General features: G+C 62.2%; 1 protein-coding gene and 1 pseudogene. Both read right to left on the bottom strand.

Annotation, left to right across the window (positions count from 1 at the left end; translation table 11 throughout):
* Nucleotides 1-154: 154 nt before the first annotated feature.
* Nucleotides 155-955, bottom strand: a complete 801-nt coding sequence (gene istB / locus P3T21_RS38280) for an IS21-like element helper ATPase IstB (RefSeq protein WP_429261036.1) — start codon at nt 953-955, stop codon at nt 155-157.
* Nucleotides 948-2458 (bottom strand): annotated as a pseudogene (gene istA / locus P3T21_RS38285) (IS21 family transposase). The gene istB and the pseudogene istA overlap by 8 nt, the downstream one beginning before the upstream one ends.
* Between the last annotated feature and the right edge of the window lie 115 nt (nt 2459-2573).

A 2573-nucleotide genomic window follows, 5' to 3' on the forward strand; every position in this document is an offset into this window, starting at 1 on the left:
CTGTCCGCGCCGAGTGAATTTTGAGCCACCGCGCCGATCGAGTTTTGAGCCGGGGTGGAGACCGGTCTAAAGCAGGACTGGTTGTGGATAAGTGTATGGGTTTCCGGCGCGGTTGTCCTCCTTCAATGAGGGTGCGTTGCGCGGTGAACGATGATCAAGCCGATTCGGTCGCGCTCGCGCCGTCGCCTTTGCGCGCCGCTTCACGCGACCGGATGCGCTTCTTTGCACTCGCGCTGCTATGCCGGAAACGGTAGCTTTCGTTGCCGGTCTCCACGATGTGGCAGTGGTGCGTCAGCCGGTCCAGCAATGCCGTGGTCATCTTCGCGTCGCCGAACACGCTGGACCATTCGGCGAAGTCCAGATTCGTTGTAACGGCAACGCTCGTGTGCTCGTACAGGCGGCTCAGCAGATGGAACAGTAGAGCTCCACCGGCCTGGCTGAAGGGCAAATACCCGAGTTCGTCCAGAATGACCAGGTCAAGGCGCAGCAGGCTCGCCGCGATCCGCCCGGCGCGGCCCTGCGCCTTCTCCTGCTCCAGTGCGTTGGCCAGATCCACGGTCGAGTAGAAGCGAACCCGCTTGCCGTGGTGCATGATGCCGGACACGCCGATGGCCGTCGCCAGATGTGTTTTGCCCGAGCCCGGTCCGCCGACCAGAACCAGGTTGTGCGCGCCCTCGGTGAACGTCATGCCGGCCAGTTGCATGACGAGCTGGCGGTCGACCGCCGAACCGTCGAAGTCGAAGCCGGCCATATCGCGATGCACCGGGAACTTCGCCGCGTTCATCTGATGGCTGACTGACCGTACGGCCCGATCGGCACTCTCGGCCTGCAGCAGCCGTTCGAGCAGCCATTGCGAAGACGAGACCTCGACGTTACCCTGTTCGAGCAGTTCGGCCCAGCCGGCAGCCATACCGTGGAGCCGCAGTTGCTTGAGTTCGACGATCAGATCACGCATGACCGGCCTCCCGCGGTTGCAGTGCCGGGCGCAGCCCGTCATAGCGCGACGTATCGGCCAGCGGCGGTATCGCCAGTTGCAACGCCGTATCGATCTTCGGCGGCATCTGCACACTGCGCATGCGCGACAGCACGTTCACCACATGCTCGACGCTGACGCGCCCGGAGGGCGGCGCCTGCTCCAGTGCCAGCTCGACCGCAATCAGCACGGCGTCCAGGCCGCTCTCCGGCACCAGCGCCAGAACCTTCGCCATCACGCGGTCGCCGCCCGTCTCGCGCAGCAGCGCCCGACGAAGGCGTTGCAACGGCTCGGGCATCTCCAGGAACGGCGCACCGTTGCGCAATGCGCCGGGCTTGCGCTGGATCAGCGGGATGTAATGCTGCCAGTCGTAGCGCACCAGACCTTCGTCGGCCAGTCGTTCGTGTTCGGCCACCATGGCGTCATCGCCCACCACCACCACACGGCCAGGATAGAGCCGTGTGCTGAGCATCTGGCCTGCAAATTCACACGGCACCGAGTAGCGATTGCGGCCAATCACCACCAGGCACGTCGACGAGACCCGTGCTGCGCGCTCAACATAACCTTCAAACGGTGTGGGCATCGGCATCAGATGGGCGCGCTCCTGCTCGAACACGTCGGCAACGCTCAGGTCCCGATAGTCCGGATGCTTCACCTGCTCCCACAACGACCGGCAGCGGGTCGCCAGCCATGCATTCAGATCGGCGAAACTGCCGAAGCGCTGCGCACGCGCGTCAATCCAGATACGCAGGCGGCTGTCCTGCACGTTCTTCTCGACGACGCCTTTCTCCCAGCCGCTAGCTACGTTGCAGAAGTCAGCATCGAACAGGTAGTGCGAGCACATCACTGCGAAACGCGGATTTACCGTGCGACCTTTGCCTTTGTGAACCTTATCTACGGCCGTTTTCATATTGTCGTAGATACCCCGGCGGGCCACCCCGCCGAAGGCCGCAAACGAGCGCGTATGGGCATCGAACAGCATCTCGTGCCCCTGGCTCGGATAGGCAACCAACCAGAACGCCCGCGACGCACATAGCTTCATGTGCGACACCTGCAGCTTGCGGTAAATGCCGCCGACAACCAGTCCTTCCTCGGACCAATCAAACTGGAACGCTTCGCCCAGTTCGAATTGCAACGGCACAAACGCCGACGTCGAAACCGCATTGCCTTCACCTTGCCGCCATGACCGGATGAAATCGGTCACCCGCGAATAGCAGCCATCGTAGCCGCTCGCCTTGATCTCCTGGAACAGCATCCAGGCGGTGCGCCGCTCCTTCTTCGGCCGCCGCGCGTCGACACTGAGCGCCTGCACCAGCGCCTCATGAAACGGCGTTAGCAGGGTCGACTGCGAGCGTCGCTGATATTTCGGCTCCTCCTGAAGTATTTGCTAATCGTGTTGCGTGACAGGCTTGTGAGGCGCGCTATCTCGCGTACCGACTTGTTCTGGCGGTGGAACATCCGCCGCACCTTTCCAATCATTGTCATCGGGATCATCCCCAAACACCCTGCCTGAAAAACTAGCAGGATAGGTTGATTACCCGGCTCAATTTTCAGTCGGCGCGATCCCTACAAGTGGCTCAATTTTCGGTCGGCGTAAACA

This window comes from Paraburkholderia sp. GAS334, assembly GCF_050436625.1.
Classification (GTDB): Bacteria; Pseudomonadota; Gammaproteobacteria; order Burkholderiales; family Burkholderiaceae; genus Paraburkholderia.